Source organism: Aeromicrobium sp. Leaf350 (assembly GCF_916858655.1).
Taxonomy (GTDB): domain Bacteria; phylum Actinomycetota; class Actinomycetes; order Propionibacteriales; family Nocardioidaceae; genus Aeromicrobium.
In genome coordinates this window covers 1,357,141-1,374,252 of sequence record NZ_CAKASL010000001.1, presented here as the reverse complement: position 1 = coordinate 1,374,252, position 17,112 = coordinate 1,357,141, and the positions used below count along the sequence as shown (strand labels likewise).

The 17,112-nt window shown below is 65.7% G+C and carries 16 protein-coding genes; 13 read left to right on the top strand and 3 right to left on the bottom strand.

Features of this window, described 5'->3' with window-relative positions:
* Nucleotides 1–18 precede the first annotated feature (18 nt).
* The 7 genes from LO931_RS06905 (at nucleotide 19) to LO931_RS06875 (ending at nucleotide 7,832) form a co-directional block, all read left to right on the top strand.
* Nucleotides 19–1,494 (top strand): aldehyde dehydrogenase family protein, encoded by a 1,476-nt coding sequence (locus LO931_RS06905; protein WP_229052548.1) that lies wholly within the window; start codon nucleotides 19–21, stop codon nucleotides 1,492–1,494.
* A 63-nt stretch (nucleotides 1,495–1,557) separates the two neighbouring features.
* Nucleotides 1,558–2,850, top strand: a complete 1,293-nt coding sequence (locus LO931_RS06900; protein WP_229052547.1) for a nitrate/nitrite transporter — start codon at nucleotides 1,558–1,560, stop codon at nucleotides 2,848–2,850.
* Between the two features lie 136 nt (nucleotides 2,851–2,986).
* Nucleotides 2,987–3,760: an ABC transporter ATP-binding protein gene (locus LO931_RS06895; RefSeq protein ID WP_229052546.1), complete on the top strand. Its 774-nt coding sequence runs from the start codon at nucleotides 2,987–2,989 to the stop codon at nucleotides 3,758–3,760.
* Complete coding sequence (locus tag LO931_RS06890) at nucleotides 3,757–4,464, top strand: ABC transporter ATP-binding protein (protein WP_229052545.1); 708 nt, start codon at nucleotides 3,757–3,759, stop codon at nucleotides 4,462–4,464. The genes LO931_RS06895 and LO931_RS06890 overlap by 4 nt, the downstream gene beginning before the upstream one ends.
* Nucleotides 4,424–5,371, top strand: coding sequence for a branched-chain amino acid ABC transporter permease (locus tag LO931_RS06885; RefSeq protein WP_229052544.1), 948 nt, complete (start codon nucleotides 4,424–4,426; stop codon nucleotides 5,369–5,371). The genes LO931_RS06890 and LO931_RS06885 overlap by 41 nt, the downstream gene beginning before the upstream one ends.
* Nucleotides 5,371–6,570, top strand: a complete 1,200-nt coding sequence (locus LO931_RS06880) for a branched-chain amino acid ABC transporter permease (protein ID WP_229052543.1) — start codon at nucleotides 5,371–5,373, stop codon at nucleotides 6,568–6,570. Before LO931_RS06885 ends, LO931_RS06880 begins: the two co-directional genes overlap by 1 nt.
* Nucleotides 6,567–7,832, top strand: coding sequence for an ABC transporter substrate-binding protein (locus LO931_RS06875; protein ID WP_229052542.1), 1,266 nt, complete (start codon nucleotides 6,567–6,569; stop codon nucleotides 7,830–7,832). Before LO931_RS06880 ends, LO931_RS06875 begins: the two co-directional genes overlap by 4 nt.
* 116 nt (nucleotides 7,833–7,948) lie before the next feature.
* Here LO931_RS06875 and LO931_RS06870 read toward each other — a convergent pair whose 3' ends face one another.
* Genes LO931_RS06870 through LO931_RS06860 form a run of 3 tightly spaced genes read right to left on the bottom strand, consistent with a single transcriptional unit; the run spans nucleotide 7,949 to nucleotide 10,523 of the window.
* Nucleotides 7,949–9,025, bottom strand: coding sequence for a helix-turn-helix domain-containing protein (locus LO931_RS06870; protein WP_229052541.1), 1,077 nt, complete (start codon nucleotides 9,023–9,025; stop codon nucleotides 7,949–7,951).
* Nucleotides 9,026–9,047: 22 nt separating this feature from the next.
* Nucleotides 9,048–9,500 carry a MaoC family dehydratase gene (locus LO931_RS06865; protein ID WP_229052540.1) on the bottom strand — a complete coding sequence of 151 codons (453 nt, stop codon included), beginning with the start codon at nucleotides 9,498–9,500 and terminating at the stop codon, nucleotides 9,048–9,050.
* A 15-nt stretch (nucleotides 9,501–9,515) separates the two neighbouring features.
* Nucleotides 9,516–10,523 carry an NAD(P)H-quinone oxidoreductase gene (locus tag LO931_RS06860; RefSeq protein ID WP_229052539.1) on the bottom strand — a complete coding sequence of 336 codons (1,008 nt, stop codon included), beginning with the start codon at nucleotides 10,521–10,523 and terminating at the stop codon, nucleotides 9,516–9,518.
* Between the two features lie 192 nt (nucleotides 10,524–10,715).
* On the opposite strand from LO931_RS06860, the gene LO931_RS06855 reads away from it, so the two are divergent.
* Genes LO931_RS06855 through LO931_RS06830 form a run of 6 tightly spaced genes read left to right on the top strand, consistent with a single transcriptional unit; the run spans nucleotide 10,716 to nucleotide 17,054 of the window.
* The gene (locus LO931_RS06855; protein ID WP_229052538.1) at nucleotides 10,716–12,275 is read left to right on the top strand and encodes an ABC transporter substrate-binding protein; all 1,560 of its coding nucleotides are present in this window, start codon (nucleotides 10,716–10,718) and stop codon (nucleotides 12,273–12,275) included.
* A gap of 13 nt (nucleotides 12,276–12,288) precedes the next feature.
* Complete coding sequence (locus tag LO931_RS06850) at nucleotides 12,289–13,230, top strand: ABC transporter permease (RefSeq protein ID WP_229052537.1); 942 nt, start codon at nucleotides 12,289–12,291, stop codon at nucleotides 13,228–13,230.
* Nucleotides 13,231–13,244: 14 nt separating this feature from the next.
* Nucleotides 13,245–14,129, top strand: coding sequence for an ABC transporter permease (locus LO931_RS06845; RefSeq protein WP_229052536.1), 885 nt, complete (start codon nucleotides 13,245–13,247; stop codon nucleotides 14,127–14,129).
* Complete coding sequence (locus LO931_RS06840) at nucleotides 14,126–15,127, top strand: ABC transporter ATP-binding protein (protein WP_229052535.1); 1,002 nt, start codon at nucleotides 14,126–14,128, stop codon at nucleotides 15,125–15,127. Before LO931_RS06845 ends, LO931_RS06840 begins: the two co-directional genes overlap by 4 nt.
* On the top strand, nucleotides 15,124–16,182 hold the full coding sequence (locus tag LO931_RS06835; protein WP_229052534.1) for an ABC transporter ATP-binding protein: 1,059 nt from the start codon (nucleotides 15,124–15,126) through the stop codon (nucleotides 16,180–16,182). Before LO931_RS06840 ends, LO931_RS06835 begins: the two co-directional genes overlap by 4 nt.
* A gap of 50 nt (nucleotides 16,183–16,232) precedes the next feature.
* On the top strand, nucleotides 16,233–17,054 hold the full coding sequence (locus LO931_RS06830) for an SDR family NAD(P)-dependent oxidoreductase (protein WP_229052533.1): 822 nt from the start codon (nucleotides 16,233–16,235) through the stop codon (nucleotides 17,052–17,054).
* The last annotated feature ends 58 nt before the right edge of the window (nucleotides 17,055–17,112 follow it).

The window sequence follows — 17,112 nt, the reverse complement described above, 5'->3', positions numbered from 1 at the left end:
ACTCCCGAAGGAAGCACCATGACAATCACGACCGAGCGCAAGCTCGACGACGACCTGTTCACGCGGGACCAGCTGTTCATCGGCGGCGCGTGGGTCGAGCCCGCGAGCAGCAACCGCCTCGATATCATCAATCCGACCACCGAAGAGGTGATCGGCTCGATCCCCGAGGCGTCGGAGGCAGACGTCGACCGTGCCATCGCGGCTGCGGTCGACGCCTTCGCGAACAGCCCGTGGCGACACCTCACGTACGCCGAGCGAGCCGAGTACCTCGAGCGTCTCGCGGTCGAGATCGAGGCACGAGCCGACCGGGTGGCGCAGGCGTACGTGCACGACTTCGGAGGAACGATCCGCAGCGGCCAAGTCATGGCGGCCGGCGCAGCGGCCTTGGTCCGTGCGCACATCGGCTACGTCGAGAGGCTCTCCGACGACCCCGAACGGGTGACCGTCGGGAACCTCGAGGCATTGCTCGTCCGAGAGCCGATCGGGCCGGTCCTGGGGATCGTGCCGTGGAACACGACCTTCTACGTCTCCGTCGTGAAGATGGCGCCGGCGCTCCTCACCGCCTGCCCGATCGTCATCAAGATCGCCACGGAGAATCCGCTGGGCAGCTTCGTCCTCGCCGAGGCGATCGAGGCCGCCGGGATCCCGGCCGGCCAGGTCAGCTTCCTCCCCGGACGTCGTGAGTCACTCGGAGCGATCACCAAGCGACCGGAGTTCAACTACATCTCGTTCACCGGCAGCACGGAGGCCGGTATCGAGATCATGAAGGACGCTGCCGAGAACGTCACCGCACTCACCCTCGAGCTCGGCGGCAAGTCAGGCGGAATCATCCTCGATGATCTCGACCCGGCGGAGCACGCCCCACTCGTGTTCGCGGGAACCATGGCCCAGGCCGGACAGATCTGCACGACGTACTCGCGCCTCTTCGTGCCGAAGGCGAAGGAGCAGGCGTGGCGTACGGCGCTCGCCAAGTACTACGACGGCCTCGTGGTCGGCGATCCCTCCGATCCGGACACCGACATCGGCCCGCTCGTGTCGGCGTCACACCGCGACAAGGTGGAGCGGTACATCGACATCGCCCGAGCGGAGGGCGCCACGATCATCGCCGGCGGTGGGCGACCGGAGGGCCTGGACCAGGGATACTTCGTCCGCCCCACGCTAGTTGCCGACGTCACCTCCGACATGCGCATCGTGCGCGAGGAGGTCTTCGGCCCGGTCATCACTCTGCAGTCGTACGAGACCGAGGACGAAGCCATCGCGATGGCCAACGACTCCGAATTCGGACTCGCGGGCGGAATCTTCACGATGTCCGAGGACCGTGCGATCCCGATCGCCCTTCGCCTTGAAGCCGGCAACATCAGCGTGAACCTCTCGAGCGGCTCCTTCCAGCTTCCGTTCGGCGGCTACAAGAAGTCCGGCATCGGACGCGAGGGCGGATTCGCGGGTGTCGAGGAGCTGCTCGAGTGGAAGCAGGTCCAGCTCAAGCGCACCTGACATTCCGCACGTCGACTCGGTGACGACCAGCACGACCGACCCCAGCACCAGAGGTGGAAGCCCATGACCCCGACTCCTCACGATGGATCGAGCGCAGTGCTCGATCGCCGGTACCGGAGCCAGCGACTGATGGCCACAATTGCGGCCTTCGGCATGATGGTGACGGTCTCCACCGTTGCCGCTGCAGGCTTCACGGTGGTGCCGGGTACCGAGCACTTCGGCGTGGGTGCCGGTAGGTACCTGATCTGGTACTCGGTCTTCACTCTGTCGACGGCCGCTGTGTACACCTACGCAGGCCGGTTGCTGGAACGCCACGGCGCTCGGGTTATGTCGATCGGCGGCAGCATCGGAGTGGCTGCGAGCTTCGTGGGGATGGGTTTCGCGCCCAACCTTGCAGCGTTTTACGCCTGGGCGGCCGTTCTGGGTGTGTCCTGGACGGGGTGTACCTATCTCGTGGCCACACACCTGACCACTGTCTGGCACACCCACAGTCGGCGCGGGACCGTCGTGGGCATCGTGGCCACTGGGTTTTCGTTCGGTGGTTTCCTCTGGGGCCTCGTCTTCCCCCCGATCGTCGCCAACTTCGGATTCACCGGTGCCTTCACGGCGATCGCCGGATTCGTCGTCTTGTTTGCTGTGCTCCCCGCCATCTTCCTGGTGCGCGAAACGTCCGAGATCATTTCGGAGGTACCTGGGTCGGCAGAACCTGACGCGCGAGATAGAGGGCGGCGCCTGACGCGAGGGTTCACAATCGTGACCGCTCTGCTCGGAGCAGCGTTCTTCCTCTTCGCCCTCGAGTCCGCGTTCGTCAGCGTCCAGCCCGCGGTGTACGACAACCTCGGCGTCAGTGCGACGACAGCTGGTCTGCTCGTCTCGGTCTACTCGATCAGTGGACTGATCGCTAAGCCCATCCTCGGCTATCTCCACGACCGGCTCGGGGTGATCGCGCTGTACACCGTGTTGGTCTGCTTATTCGTCCTGGGACTCCCGATGATCGCGCTGTTCGGCGACTTGGGAAGCGGCGTGTTGTTCCTCTTGCTGCCGGTGGCCGCGCTGTCGCTGTCGGTGCCGACGATCATCCTGCCGCTTGTGACCTTGCGTGCTGTCGGGCAGGAGCGTTTCGCCGTGGTCTACGGATTTGCCTTGTCCGCGTTCGCCGTGGGGCTCGCGGCCGCGCTGCCGCTCTGGGGCTTGATCCGGGACCTGACGGGGAGCTACAGCCTGGCGATGCTCGGGGGAGCGGGGCTCGGGATTGTCGGTGTGCTGATCTCCTTCGCCGCCTACCGCGTCGGTCGGAGCTTGCGTCACGACGCCGATGGGCCTGGACGGCCTGCGTCGGTCGCCTCAACGCGTTGATTTGAGCGCTCGCGTACCGATCTCGAAGACCTGTACAGAGATTTAAATGTTCGACTTCAAATAATCTGTCTAAAGTTGTATGGTGTGAGCCACGGCACACGGGTGCTGTGGCACGTAGCGCGATCAGGAGACTGCGGTGACTGCACAGAACGTTCTCGACATCGAGAAGGTCGGCATCTCGTTCGGCGGCATCAACGCCCTGACGGGTGTGTCGTTCAGCGTCGGCCAGGGTGAGATTTGTGGGCTCATCGGACCGAACGGCGCCGGCAAGACGACCCTCTTCAACTGCATCACCCGGGTCTACGAGCCGACGGTCGGATCGATCCGGTTCCAGGGCGCGGACCTGCTTGCCATGCGTCCACACCGCATCGTCGGTGCCGGTATCGCACGAACCTTCCAGAACCTCGCACTCTTCCCATCGATGTCCGTGCTCGAGAACACGATGTCGGGCGCCTCCGCGCTGGGGCACACAGGCTTCGTCGCCTCAGTGCTTGGCCTGCCGGCATCCCGCCGGGCTCACCGTGAGATCCGCCAGCACGCATGGGAGCTGCTCGAGCGACTCGACCTGATCGACGTCGCACTCGAGGACGCTGATGGTCTGCCCTTCGGCACACTCAAGCGCGTCGAGCTCGCGAGGGCGCTGATCGCACGGCCCCAACTTCTTCTTCTCGACGAGCCCGCCGGCGGACTCACCCACTCCGAAGTCGATGAACTGGGTGTGCTGATCAAGGACCTCAGCAGGTCCCTTGGATTCTCCGTGCTCCTGGTCGAACACCACATGGGTCTAGTGATGGGAATCTCCGACTCCGTCGTCGCACTGGACTTCGGGCGAGTCCTTGCCCAGGGCGCTCCGCGCGAGGTGCAGGAGAACCCGGACGTCGTCGCCTCCTACCTGGGCAAGGCAGCATGAGCGCCCTCGAGATCTCAGGTCTGAGCGCCGGCTACGGCGCGGCAGACGTGGTCCGCGACATCAGCATCTCGGTGCCGGCCGGCGAGGTCGTTGTTGTTCTCGGCGCGAACGGCGCCGGCAAGACCACAACGATGCGCGCCATCTGCGGATTGATTGATCGACGCGGCAGCATTCGAGTCGACGGTGTGGAGATCGGGTCGAAGCCCGCCGACGTCGTCAACGCCGGAGTCTCCTTGGTCCCGCAGGGTCGAGGAACGCTGGGCACCCTGACGGTGCTCGACAACCTTCGGGTCGGAGCCGCGCTTCGCCGCGACCGGGCAGCCATCGAGGAAGACATCGAACGGTGGACCAGCGTGTTCCCGGTCCTTGCCGAACGAGTCGACCAGCGTGCAGGCACCTTGTCGGGCGGTGAGCAGCAAATGCTCGCTGTCGCCCGAGCCCTCATGGCACGCCCGCGCGTCCTGCTCTGCGACGAGCCCAGCCTCGGTCTGGCCCCGCGCATCGTGCAACACCTGTTCGCCACCCTTCGCGACATCAACAGCGAAGACGCCACATCAATGCTCATCGTCGAGCAGAACGCCGAGCTCGCGATGGACCTGGCCTCATCGGTCTACCTGCTCGAAGTCGGGCGTGTGGTCCGCTCCGGAACGCCCGCGTCGTTTCGTGAAGACACCGAGCTCCGCCGCGCCTACCTGGGTTACTGAGGAGATCTCCATGGAACTTTTCGTCGAACGTCTCCTGGCTGGTGTGACCAACGGGTCCATCTTCGCGCTCCTGGCCCTCGCCCTCGTGATGGTCTACCGGAGCACCGGAACCCTGAACTTCGCCCAGGGCGAGTTTGCCCTCTTCAGCGCCTTCTTCGCCTGGTGGCTCGTCGGAACAGGGCTGCCCGTCTGGGCGGCGGTCATCGCCGGCATGGTCGCCGGCTTCGTCCTCTGCGCCGCAGCAGAGCGAGCACTGATCCGACCCGTGCAGAGAAAGAGCGAACTCGCGACTCTCATCGTCGCGCTCGGACTCTTCAGTGGACTCAACGCCGCCGTTGCGCTGATCTGGGGAACTGACACCAAGGTCATGCCGAGCATCGTCCCCAACGGCCTCGAAGACTACTTCGAGCTCTTCGGTGCACGCGTCTACGGCGACACAGTCATCACCTGGGTCGCGTTGGCCGCCGTCACCATCCTCATGACGCTTCTCTTCACTAAGACCGAGCTCGGGCTGCACATGCGAGCCGTCGCCGACAACGCCGAATCCGCCGCACTGACCGGGGTCAACACCAGCCGGATCCTGATGCTCGGTTGGGGCCTCGCCGGTGCGATCGGCGCGCTGGCCGGATCGCTCGCCACACCACTGGCACCCGAACAGCTGTCCGTCACGACCATGTTCCCGATCTTCATCGGAGCATGCGCCGCCGCACTCCTGGGTGGGCTCGACAGCCTCGCCGGAGCCGTGATCGGCGGACTCATCATCGGCGTCGTCGAAGCCATGGTCACCGGTTACGTCCCGCTCGTCGGCGGCGCTATGCAGCAGACCACCGCGATGGTCCTGATCGTCCTCATCCTCGTCGTGCGGCCCAACGGTCTCTTCGGCAGCAAAGAACTGGAGCGTGTGTGATGTCGACAGTCACCGACCGCGAACGGGCGACCGAGCCCCGAACCGAGCGCAGCCCCGTGCTCCTCGCCGAAGGCAGCCGCGCTTACCGGATCGTCGTGCTCGTCATCATTGCCGGGATCATCGGCCTTGCACTCATCGGCACGACCCTCTCGGTCTACCGAATGTCGCAGGTGACCGCCGTCCTGATCACGGCCATCGCCGTCATCGGCCTCAACCTGGCCACCGGCTACACGGGCCTGTTGTCGATCGGCCACTCCGCCCTCTTCGGGGTGGGGGCGTACGCGACCGGCATCCTGATCTTGGACTACGCCTACTCGCCGATCCTGACCCTGCCGATAGCGACCGCACTCGGATTCGCCGTCGGTCTCATCGTGGGCGTACCCGCCCTACGGATCCGTGGTCTCTACTTCTCGCTCGTCACGTTGGCGCTCGGCATCGCCTTCCCGGAAATCATTCGCCGCTTCGACGACTTCACCGGTGGTGCCGCCGGCCTGCTCATCAGGTCCCAATTCCTCACGCCCCCGAGTTGGACCGGTCTGACCCGCTTTGAACGCGGACTGTGGTTGTACGGCCTCTCCTTCGTCTCATTCGTCGTCGTGATGCTCCTCGTGCGGAACCTCATGCGCAGCCGAACGGGCATCGCCATGCGTGGCGTGCGTGACCACGAGGTCGCCATCAGGTCCAACGGCGTCGACGTGGCCCGCACGAAGGTCCTCACCTTCGGCCTCTCGGGCGCGATCACCGGCTACGCAGGCGGCCTCTTCGCAATGAACGTCGGAGCGCTGTCGCCGGACGGCGGCTCCTTCACCCTCGTGAAGTCGATCGAGCTCATCACGGCCATGTTCATCGGTGGAGCGGGGACGTTACTCGGTCCGCTGATCGGATCGACCGTCACAGTGTTCCTGCCCGAGCTGACAAGCACTTGGACGACAGGACCGATCTCAGGCGTCCTGTTTGGCGTGACGCTGATCGTCTTGGTCTTCTTCATGCCAGAGGGCATCGCGGGACGGTTGCAGATCATCGCCCGACGTTTCGTGCGCGTGGTGCCGCCGGATCACCCGGCAGCCCGGCGCCCTACGACGTCGACCCAGAACTCGGGAGGAAACGCGACCGGCCAGAAGTCGGTGGCGGCAGGAGGTGCCGAGCAGCCGCCCGGCCCGAACTCAGATGATGCGAGCAGTGAAGGAAGTTCACGATGAGAACCAGTAAGTACGGCGTGGTCGCAGTGGCGATCACCCTGGCCCTCGCCGGCGCCTGCGGCACCAACACCGGGGGAACCACCAGCGGATCGGCAGAGGACGCTCTCTCGAGCGAGAACTGCGCCGACCCCGCAGCCGTCACTGAGGAGATCACTGACGAGCTGGTCGTGGGCATCTCCGCAGCTCTGTCCGGTCCTGCCGCGCAGGCCATTGGTCAGGTGCTCCAGGGCGCAGAGGCTCGCTTTGAGCTTGCCAACCAGAACGGTGGCATCGACGGAGTCGAGATCTCGGTCATCAAGCGCGACGACGGATTCACCCCCGAGCGCGCCAAGACGAACGTCCAGGCACTCATCGACCAGGACCAGGCCGACGTTCTGTCGACGTTGGGCGGCGGCCAGGTCGACGCCATGTCGGACTACCAGAACGAGCAGTGCGTCCCGCTGCTCAACGCGATCTCGAGCGTGCCGAAGTACTACGACCCGGTGCAGTTCCCGTGGACCACTCAGGACCTCCCAGCGGCGTCCATCGAGGAAGCTGCAATCGCTCGCCTGATCGAGGAGCGCTACCCCGACGGAGTCGAGGTCGCCATGGCCTCGAATCCGAACGAGTCGGGACAGGCTTACTCCGAGGCATTCGAGGCCGCCATCGAAGGCACCGACATCAAGCTCGTCAAGAACGAGCCGATCGTCGACCCGGCGACCACCGCGTCGACCCTTGAAGCGACCGGCGCCAAGGTGCTGAACATCGGCGGCATCGGCACTGATTGCCTGTCGATGATGAACGCCATCGGTCGTGCCGGCTGGAAGCCGGAACTCGTGATCGTCCCGTCCAACTGCACGGACGCGAAGCTGGTGTTCGAGCCGGCAGGTGAGGCCGCGGACGGCGTCGAGATCCTGCGGTGGTTCAAAGAGCCGATCCTCGAGGAGTACGAGGACGACGAGGCTGTCCTGGAGTACGTCGATGCCGTGACCGCCGCAGGCGCCGACCCGAAGTCGTCCTACGTCCTCAGCGGCTGGGCGATGGCCGACATCACGGTCAACGCGCTCGAAGAGGCCGCGGCTTCGGATGACGGTCTGTCTCGTATCGGCATCATGAAGGCGGCTCAGTCCCAGGACTACCAGGCGCCGCTGTTCATCGACGGTGTGAGCTTCTCGGTCGACGGCGAGTCGGACCCGTTCGGCATCGAGTCGTTCCGTCCGTACGCGTGGAACGCCGAGACCAAGAAGTTCGACCCCGTGGGTGAGGTCATCTCCGCGGACTGACCTCTGGTTGCGGGTCACCCCGCTCCTCATGGAGCAAGGAGGCAGGCGCACGTCGAGACTCTCGGGCTCGGTCGTGTGCCTGCCTCCTTCGCGTACGGCTCGCGGGAGCGGGACGGTTACTCCCCGCCGTCGTCCTTCCACAGGCGGTACAGGCACAGGCAAATGAAGAGCTGTGCGCGACGGTAGGGCTCGGTCAAGGAGTACCCAAGCTCGCTCTCGGCCTTCTGCACCCAATACGTCACCGAGTTGTGGTGAACATGGATCTGGGCCGCGGCCTTGCGGAGCGAGTCCGTCGTCGCGTAGGCCTCCAGCATCTGGAGGACATGCTCCCCGTGCTGCTCAGCCAGCCTGCCGAGAGCCTTCACGTCCGGGACAATCTCGATGTCCGTGCGATCGAGCCGGCACAAGGCCGCCAAACCAGACAGTCGGCCGCCGTCGAGCCACACTCCTGCGACCGGTTGGTACGGACCCCGGTCATGGGGCGAGGGCCGAGCGAACCGGTAGGCGTCGCGCGCGGTGAGGTAGGCCGTTGGAGCATGTTCCGCTTCCACGACGCGCCCATGCGCGGCTCGCACCCCGGTCGGGACTCCAGGGATGGCGACCGGTCCGGTGTCGGCAGCCGCGAGGAGCACCACCGTCTTGTCGCGGCGGGTGGTGCGTGAGATGACGCGTTCGACGTCCCCCAGCATGGCGACGAAGCCGTCCACTCGATCGGCTTGGCCACTGCAGATCGCGACCCGTACCAGCGCGCCGTTGGTCAGGCCGAGTTGTTTACGAGCCCATCCCTGGGCGATCTCGCTCGAAGAGGGGTCTAGGAGGAGCTCAATCGGGGGCGAGATGGCGCTGGCACCGGAGATGCCCCATCGCTCCACGACCGTCACGGTCAGCGCCAGTCGATCAAGGAAGTGCGCGGCGAGCGACCCGGTGGGGGAGTCCACCCACACGAGCCCGCCGGTGGCGACAGAGTTGGTCGTTGCACCTTCTGGTGCGACCACCGATAGCGTTCCGCCGCGTGGGTCCCGCGCCGCCCCACGACCATCGGTGCGACGTCGACCGACAGCACTGCCTACGAGCGCCGCCGCCTGTTCGACCAGCCGGTCCAGACTCGTGCCTTGAAGCAGCTGGCCATCGAAGAAGGCGATGATCTCCGACTCCGAGGGCCACCCTGGTGGATCCGATCTAGAGTCGTCCACGTTTTGGCACCTCCCGTCGTCGCTACGTTGCGTAGACAGTCAGGGCCTCGACGATGCAGGCCGGTTTGGCCGAGCCCTCGAGTTCGATGGTAAACCGCACGGTCACCAGGGTCCCGAGTTTGACCGAGCGTGAGTCCGTCAGTTCAGCGCGGGCGCGTAGACGCGCGTCGACGGGCACCGGCTGCGGGAACCTGACCTTGTTCGTGCCGTAGTTCACCGCGACGCTGACGCCATCGACCCGATAGATCTGCTGGGCGAGAACCGGGACGAGCGACAGTGTCAGGAAGCCGTGGGCGATGGTCGACCCGAAGGGACCGGTCGCGGCGCGGACCGGGTCGGTGTGGATCCACTGATGGTCGCCGGTTGCCTCAGCGAACTGGTTGATCCTGTCTTGAGTCACTGACAACCAGTCACTGACGCCGATTTCGGTGCCGACCGCGGAGGTCAGCTCGCTGAGACCGTCAAAGACGCGCACGAGGGCACCCACACCTTAAGAGGACGCGGTGAGGTCGAGGACGATCTTGCCCATGTGCTGGCTCGATTCGAGGCGAGCGTGGGCTGCGGCGACCTGCTCCAATGGGTAGGTGCTGTCGAGTGCTGGCTTGACCGCGCCGGACTCGAGCATGGGCCACACGTCGGACCGAAGACCGCGGATGACCTCCGCCTTCTCGTCGACCGATCGAGCCTTGAGGGTCGCAGCCTTGATCGTGAGCCGCCGACGCAGCATCACGCGAAGGTCGACTGGGGCGATCGATTCCGATGACAGCGTCGCGAGAACCGAGAGGCGGCCGTCCAGAGCGAGCGCCTGGAGGTTCCGTTGCATGTAGTCGACTCCCACGAGGTCGACGATGAAGTCGACTCCGCGGTCGTCGGTCCATGCCTTGACCGCCGGGAGGAAATCTTCCTCGCGGTAGTTGATGGCCAGGTCGGCGCCGAGCTGGCGGCAAAACTCCACCTTCGCCTCGTTGCCCGCGGTCGCGGCGACGGTCGCCCCGAGCGCACGGGTGAGTTGGATCGCCATCGATCCGAGTCCACTGGACCCGCCGTGCACGAGCACGGTCTCGCCGTCGCGGACCGGACCTCGGCGCACGATGGCGTCCCAGGCGGTGCACAGGTTCTCGGGCAGGCTCGCGGCCTCGATCATCGTGAGCCCCTTGGGGACCGGGAGCAGGTGCTCGGCGGGCACAACCCCATAGTCGGCGTTGCCGCCGATCGTCAGAGCGCATACGCGGTCACCGACGCTCCAGCCGTCGACGCCGTCCCCGACCTCGGCGACCTCGCCGGCGAGCTCCAGGCCCAGAACGTCGGGGGCGCCCGGCGGCGGGGGGTAGAGGCCCTGACGCTGGATCGTGTCCGGACGGCTGACCGAGCTTGCGAGGACTCGCACCAGCACTTCGCCGGCACCCGGACGCGGAACAGGTCGACGCACGATCACAGCAGCCTCGGGGCCGCCGGGATCGGGGGCGACGACACAGCGCATCTCAGTGGGCAAGCTCACGGTCATCGTCAGGTCCTTCGGTCGGTGGGGCGTGTGGGTTCAGCATCGTGGATCGAATGATGATGTAAAAGTCCAACAGTAACAAATAAACAAAAAGTTGAAAAAAACTGGTCAGGACTTGTCGGACTCCGACATGTATGACTAGGGTCACACCGTGCCGCGGCGCTCGCCCGGTAGACCCAAGGAGTTGGCATGCGCTCGAGACTGCTCACGGCCCTGACGTTTCTCTGTATCGCGACGGTCGCGGCGTGCGGTGGAGGGGGCGGGAGCTCCGACTCCACTCCGGACCCCGACGGCACCATCACCGTGCTCGAAGTCAATCCACAGCCCAACGGCACCATGGATCCGCGAACCGCGAAGAACGACTCAGGTCCGAGCCAGTCACCGCTCTATGCCGTGTTCGACCGCCTGATCGGGTTCGATGAGGAGGGCGCACCTGTCCCGCAACTCGCGACGGAATGGTCGTACTCCGACGACTTGACCGTCGTGACGCTCACGCTGCGCGAAGGAGTCACCTTCCATGACGGCACAGCCTTCGACGCCACGGCAGTGAAGGAGAACCTCGAGACCGCGAAGACCTTGGACGCCGACGTCGGCTCGACCTTCCGTGCCGCCGCGGCACAGATTGCTTCGGTCGAGGCAACCTCACCGACCGAGGTCGTCATCACTCTCACCGCACCGGACGGCGGCTTCATCTACGCACTCGGCACACAGATCGGCATGATGATCAGCCCTGCTGCGCTCGGAGGTCGCGGGCTTGAGATGGACCCCGTCGGGACCGGTCCCTTCGTGCTCGAGGAGTTCACACCGAACGAGTCGACGACGATGGTGCGTTACGACGACTACTGGGATGGGGTCGAGGATCGGCCCAAGCGACTGGTGATGAAGTACGTGACCGACGAGACGACCCGTCTGAACGCCGTCCGCTCGGGCGAGGCAACGGTCGCCAGCGTAACGCCTCAGCAGATCGCCACCGCCGAGGGCGCGGGACTTGAGGTCAAGATCAATCCGTCCGGCAGTCGGTGGACGATGTACCTGAACACGTCGGGCGCCCTCGAGGAGCCGCTGGTCCGGCAAGCATTGATGTACGCCATCGATCGTGAGTCGATCGCTGAGGCCCTGGGCTTCGGTACCACCGAACCAACCGTGCAGCTCATCCCGAAGGGGCAGCCGGGGCACATCGACGGCGCCGAGGAGGACTACCCCTTCGATCCGGACAAGGCCCGCGCACTCCTCGAAGAGGCGGGCTATCCCGATGGTCTGACGCTAGGGTTCCTGCTCCTCAACCTCTCCGACTACACACAGATGTACGACGTGGTCAGTCAGCAGCTGAAGGACGTCGGCATCACCCTCGACGTCAAGACGATGGACATCAGTCAGAGCCTCCCGGCCTTCCAGGACGGCAGCGGTGGCGACATCTGGATGGTGCGTTGGGGCGGCCGTGCCGATCCGCTCCAGACGCTCGAGATCGTCGTCGGGCCGGACGGCTCCTACACGCCGGGCGGGGTCGTCAGCGAAGACTTGGCGGAGGCGCTCGAGGCCGTGTCGGGATTCAGCGTCGACGACCCGGCTCGCGCAGAGGCGATCGAAGAGGCTAACCGCATCACCATCGAGAGCGCCGCTACCGTCCCCATCATCGATCGCCCCATCATCTGGGCCTACAAGAAGGGGTGCGTCTCCGGGCTCAATCCGTACCTTGCCTCGAGCGCCAACGACTGGCGCGACGTGACCGTCGGCGTCGGATGCAGCTGAGCGGGGGCGGCCAATGCTGACCTTCGCTGCGCGACGGCTCGGGATCCTGCTGATCACCCTGGTACTGGTCACGGTCATCGGATTCCTCCTGATCCACATCACCCCAGGTGACCCCGCCGTGGCAGCAGCCGGACCCGACGCAGACCAGGCGACAATTGCGGCGACGCGGACCGAGCTCGGGCTCGATCGCCCCTTGATCGTCCAGTTCTGGGAGTACATGACTGGACTCGTCCGGCTGGACTTCGGGACGTCGTTCGATGGGGGCCGGCCGGTCCTCGACGCGATCACCGATCGCCTGCCGGCAACGCTGAGCCTCGTTGTCGCATCGCTCCTCGTGGCGCTGCTGATCTCCATCCCGCTGGGGGTCGGCACCGCGGTCCACCGCGGAACGATCTGGGACAGGATCGGCGTCCTGCTCGCGTCGTTGGGTGTGGCACTCCCGGACTTCTTCGTCGGTCTCGTCCTGGTGTTGGTCCTGGCGTTGCAACTAGGAATGTTCGATGCCACTGGCTACGTGCCGCTGTTCGACGATCCGATTCAGTGGGCCTACCTCTTGGTGCTACCTGCGCTGACCCTCGGCACTACCGTCGCCGCAGAGCTCACCCGACACATCCGGGCGTCGGTGTCCGACGTGCTGGAGCTTGACTACGTCCGAACGGCGAGGGCCAAGGGACTCGGCAGTACACGGGTGATCTTGAAGCACGCGAGCCGCAACGCGGCGATGCCTGTCGTCACCGTCTTCGGAAACCAGATCGCGCGCCTGCTAGGCGGAACCGTGATCGTCGAGCAGATCTTCAGCATTCCGGGCATCGGCCAACTGCTGGTGCAGTCGGTCTTCACCCGCGACATTCCGATGGTCCTGGGCATCGGGATCTTCATCGCCATGATCGTGCTCCTGGTCAACGTCCTGATCGACCTGTCGTACGGATGGCTGAACCCGAAGGTGCGCGCATGAACAGGAGTCGATCCGTGATCGTCACCGCGTCCCAAGGTCGCGGTAAGGGACCGCGTCCGAAGATGACCCGCGGCGGTGGCATCGACCGCTTCCGGCGGCAACCCTTGGCCGTTGCGGCCCTGGTGTTCGTCGTCGTCATCACGATCGTCTGCATCCTCGCGCCGCTCCTCACCCCGTACCCCTTCGACCGGGGGGTCCTGGCTGACACCCTCCAGGGCCCGAGTGCGAGGCACCCGCTGGGGACCGACGATGTTGGCCGCGACGTACTGAGCCGCCTGCTGTACGGCGGCCGGACAACACTGCTGGCTGCCGTGCAGGCGACAGGGTTCTCCGTAGTCCTCGGGGTGCCGGCAGGTCTCGTTGCAGCGTTCGCGGGCGGCTGGGTCGACGCGTGCCTGTCACGAGTCGCAGACGCCATCATGACTTTCCCGGCCCTCCTGCTTGCCGTGGTCATCATCGGCATCACCGGGCCCGGCCTCACGAACGCGATGATCGCGATCGGCGTCGTCTACGGTCCGCGACTCTTCAGGGTGGCCAGGGCGGCCGGGTTGGCAGTGCTGAACGAGACCTACATCGCCGCTGCCAAGACCGTCGGGTGCAGCCCGCTCCGGATCCTGATGCGCCACCTTCTCCCCAACGCCTTGTCGCCGTTGCTCGTCCAGGTCTCGTTGACGATGGCGACGGCTGTCCTCGCGGAAGGTTCGCTCAGCTTCCTCGGGCTGGGCGTCCAACCCCCGCAGTCCAGCTGGGGAGCGGTCCTCGGGCGATCGGTTCCGCAGATGTCGCAGCACCCTGTCCCGGTGATCGCCGCTGGTGTGCTCATTTCCCTGCTGGTGCTGTCCTTCAACCTCTTGGGCGACGGCATCCGTGACTCCATCGGACGGGAGCGGAAGTCATGAGCATCGATCTGCCCGGCCAGCACGTACTCGACATCAGTCATCTGACGGTCGAGTTCCGCACGGGCTCGGGGTGGTCGCCGGCCGTGCGGGACCTGTCGTTGACCATCGGACGGAACGAGGTCTTCGGCCTTGTCGGAGAGTCGGGATCGGGCAAGAGCGTCTCGGCCATGAGCATCCTCGGACTCCTGCCGCGTCGCAGTACCCGCATCAGTGGCGGTCACGTACGGCTGGGCAAGACAGACCTGCTCGGGGCGACATCGAAACAACTCGACCAGGTCCGAGGCTCACGGGTCGGAATGATCTTCCAAGAGCCGATGACCAGCCTCAACCCGGCCTACACAATCGGTGAGCAAATCGCCGAGAGCGTCCGGCGGCACCGCGGCGCCACACGGCGAGACGCATGGGACCGTGCCGTCAGTCTGCTCTCGAGAGTCGGCATCCCCACGGCTGCCAGGAACGCCGAGCGCTACCCCCACCACTTCTCCGGCGGGATGCGCCAGCGAGCCATGATCGCCATGGCCCTCGCGTGCGAACCCGAGCTGCTCATCGCGGACGAGCCGACAACAGCGCTCGACGTGACAGTCCAGGCTTTGATCCTCGACCTCATCGCCGAACTGCAAGCCGAATCGGACATGAGCGTCCTTCTCATCACCCACGACCTCGCCGTGGTCTCAGAAGTCGCCGATCGAGTCGGCGTGATGTACGCCGGGGAGCTGGTGGAGCTGGCCCCCACAGCTGACGTGTTCAACGCCCCGCAGCACCCTTACACCAGCGGCCTCCTGTCGTCGATCCTCGCGCTCGATTCCACTCGGGAGTTCGCCGGCATCCCCGGAAGCGTGCCGAGCGTCGACCGCGAGTTCCCAGGCTGTCGTTTCGCGGACCGCTGCGACTTCGCAACCGACGCATGCACGGAGGGTCCGGTGGCTCTGCGCCGCAGCGCCGGCCGAACCCACCGTTGCCTGCGAGCCGACGAACTGGTCCTGGAGGGTGCACGATGAATCCAATCCTGAATCTCGAGCGAGTCACGGTGGAGTTCGTACGTCAGCGGGCACTGGGGCGTCCCCGCCAAGTCCTGCACGCCGTGAACGAGGTCGACCTGCAGATTGCGCCAGGCGAAGCGGTCGGACTCGTTGGCGAATCGGGCTCCGGCAAGTCAACCGTCGCGCGAGCCATCACCGGACTCAATCCCGTTGCCTCCGGGTCCATCGACATCGACGGGAACAGCGTCCTTCGCGCCAAGGGCAAGGACCTGCGCGCACTCAGGCGCCGATTCCAGATGGTGTTCCAAGACCCGTACTCGTCGCTCGATCCCTCGATGTCCATCGGGTCAACCTTGACCGAGTCGCTGACGGTCCACGGTCTCGAACGAGGGCCGTCGGCCACGGAACGTGCGGCCGACATGCTCACCGCGGTCGGGCTTCGAGCGGCCGACCTCACCAAGTACCCCCACGAGTTCTCCGGAGGCCAGCGCCAGCGAATCGCGATAGCCCGCGCCCTGATGACAGACCCGGACCTGATCATCCTGGACGAGGCCGTGAGCGCGCTTGACGTATCGACCCGGGCGCAGGTGCTCGCGCTGCTCCAGGGATTGCGCCGGGACCGCCAGTTGGCCTACCTCTTCATCGGCCACGACCTCGCCGTCGTCCAGCGCATGAGCGACAGGATCGCTGTGATGTACCTCGGCCGGATCGTCGAAGTTGGGCCCGCCGATGAAGTCGTCCGGAACCCGCAACACCCCTACACGGCCTCCCTCCTGGCGTCGGTACCCCAGGTCGGGTCGCGAGGAGGGGAGCGATCCGCAGAGTTGCGTCGTCGCCTCCACGTCCGCGCGGATCCGCCTGACCCGTGGAACCCTCCGGCCGGATGTGCTTTCGCGACGCGGTGTCCCTTCGTCATGGAGGTCTGCCGTACCGAGACTCCGCCAGCGGTAGAGGTTGCCTCGGGAGCGGTCACCCGCTGCCACCTGCCCACCGACACCGGTCGAGGGACCGAATCCGCAGAGCGCTGGAACAGTGCGCGCGAACTCCTCGCCGCGCCCACCCCAGCGTCATGAGCGCAACAGCTCATCGCTGATCGATCACCACCCACGGAAGGTACGACAAGGTGAACACCAACACCCGCGACACGAAGGACGAGATCATGACTGACCAGACCGATGACCGGCACCGGGGTCCCGACTTCACCGGTCGTGTCGCCGTCCTGACGGGCGGTGCACAGGGAATCGGTTTCGCCTCGGCTCAGATCATGGGCGACGGTGGTGCGTCCATCGCGATTCTCGACTTGGACAAGGACGCGGCGGATCGCGCAGTGAAGGATCTCTCGGCACGTGGCATCCGAGCGCTCGCGCTCCACGCAGACGTCGCCGACCAACCCAGCGTGAAGGCCGCCTTCGACGAGGTGCGAACGACCTTCGGACGCGTCGACGTTCTCGTCAACAATGCCGGCGTCGCGGGACCGAACCGGCCGGTGTGGGAAACGCCGCCCGACTTCATGCGCCGTATGTTCGAGATCCACGTCATGGGTGCCTACCACTGCATCGTGGAAGCCGTTCCGGGCATGATCGAGGCGGGATACGGCCGCATCGTGAACGTCGCGAGCGTCGCTGGCAAGGAGGGCAACGCGGGAGGAGGGGCCTACTCCGCGGCGAAGGCAGGCCTCATTGGACTGACCAAGTCTCTGGGCAAGGAGTTGGCACGCAAGGACGTGCTGGCCAATGCCGTTACCCCCGGCATGGTCACGACCGGGATCAGCACGCGAAGCGGAGTCTCCGAGGAGCGGAACCAGCAGCTCACCGCGCTCATTCCGATGGGACGGCAGGCGCACCCCGACGAACTGGGACAGCTCATCGCCTTCGTCGGCTCGGACCGCCTCACGTTCACGACGGGCTCGGTGTTCGACGCGAGCGGCGGGCGCGCCACGTACTAACCGGCTGGGGCGGGCGCTTCGCCCGCCCGGGAATCGCTGGGGACACCCATCCGATTGT

Excerpts from the sequence above, each read along its gene's own strand:
- LO931_RS06905 (WP_229052548.1), top strand. The coding sequence starts at position 19 with ATGACAATCACGACCGAGCGCAAGCTCGACGACGACCTGTTCACGCGG.
- LO931_RS06900 (WP_229052547.1), top strand. The coding sequence starts at position 1,558 with ATGACCCCGACTCCTCACGATGGATCGAGCGCAGTGCTCGATCGCCGG.
- LO931_RS06890 (WP_229052545.1), top strand. The coding sequence starts at position 3,757 with ATGAGCGCCCTCGAGATCTCAGGTCTGAGCGCCGGCTACGGCGCGGCA.
- LO931_RS06880 (WP_229052543.1), top strand. The coding sequence starts at position 5,371 with ATGTCGACAGTCACCGACCGCGAACGGGCGACCGAGCCCCGAACCGAG.
- LO931_RS06875 (WP_229052542.1), top strand. The coding sequence starts at position 6,567 with ATGAGAACCAGTAAGTACGGCGTGGTCGCAGTGGCGATCACCCTGGCC.
- LO931_RS06855 (WP_229052538.1), top strand. The coding sequence starts at position 10,716 with ATGCGCTCGAGACTGCTCACGGCCCTGACGTTTCTCTGTATCGCGACG.
- LO931_RS06850 (WP_229052537.1), top strand. The coding sequence starts at position 12,289 with ATGCTGACCTTCGCTGCGCGACGGCTCGGGATCCTGCTGATCACCCTG.
- LO931_RS06840 (WP_229052535.1), top strand. The coding sequence starts at position 14,126 with ATGAGCATCGATCTGCCCGGCCAGCACGTACTCGACATCAGTCATCTG.
- LO931_RS06835 (WP_229052534.1), top strand. The coding sequence starts at position 15,124 with ATGAATCCAATCCTGAATCTCGAGCGAGTCACGGTGGAGTTCGTACGT.